The organism is Streptomyces sp. AC627_RSS907, from assembly GCF_019049165.1.
Genome location: NZ_JAGMUE010000808.1, coordinates 1 through 912 on the forward strand (window position 1 = coordinate 1; position 912 = coordinate 912).

Below are 912 nucleotides of genomic sequence, written 5' to 3' on the forward strand. Positions count from 1 at the left end.
CGCGGGTCCTGCGCCGCCTCCGCCCGTACAAGGAGGAGGACTGGCGTTACCTTGTCTTCCACACCGTCACGCACGCCGTGGCCCGGCTCGACGGCATCGGCCAGTCCTGCCAGCGCCTCCCCGACGACCAGGGCATCGTCTTCCCCGGCGGATACTGCCTGGCCACCGGCGCCGTGAAGACCTTCGACACGGACACCGACGGCCTCGCGTTCACGCACGCGGTGCGGTCGCCGAACGGCGAGGACGTGCTGTACGCCTTCCACGCCCGGGCCACCGGGCGCACGCTACTCCTCGCGTACAACACCATCCGCGAAGAGATCGCGACGCCCCTGCCCTGCCTCGGCTACGCGCTCTTCGAGGACGGCACCCTCGTCGCGCTGCGCGCCGCCGCGTCCGCCGCCGACGGGCCGGGCGAGGCCGCGCGCGTGCACCCGACGCAGCTCTGGCGCACGCCGTACGTCTCCGACACGTACGCCGCGGGCTCCGCCTCCGGCGCCGGGCCGCTGGCCCGGATCGGCAACGCGGACCTGGTGCGGGGCATCGCGGAGTGCCTGTCCATCGCGCGGCAGGTGGCCGACACGGAGCCGACGGCGGAGCGGTACCGGGCCCTGGTGGCCGCCTGCGCGCGGGCCGCGGACCGCTTCCACTGGCTCGGCGACGCGGAGATCGGCGACCTGCGCGGCCCGCTGGTCGCGGTGCGGGAGACGGCCGAGCAGGTGCTCGCCGAGTTCGCGACCGTCCAGGACCTGACGCGGCGGGCCGCGGACGCGCTCGCCGACTGCGCGGCGCACATCGCCCGACTGGTGCGCCGGGTACGCGGCGAGGCGCCGGCCACGGCCGAGGAGTGGGTGGCGCGGATCGGCGAACTGCGCCAGGCGCAGGGGCGGCTGGTGACGCTGAAGGAGATGCGGT

1 protein-coding gene is annotated in these 912 nt (G+C 75.5%); it reads left to right on the top strand.

What is annotated here, in order from left to right; translation table 11 throughout:
• Nucleotides 1-912 (top strand): DNA repair ATPase (locus KUM32_RS38750; RefSeq protein WP_217146484.1); only part of this gene is annotated, 912 nt, incomplete at both ends.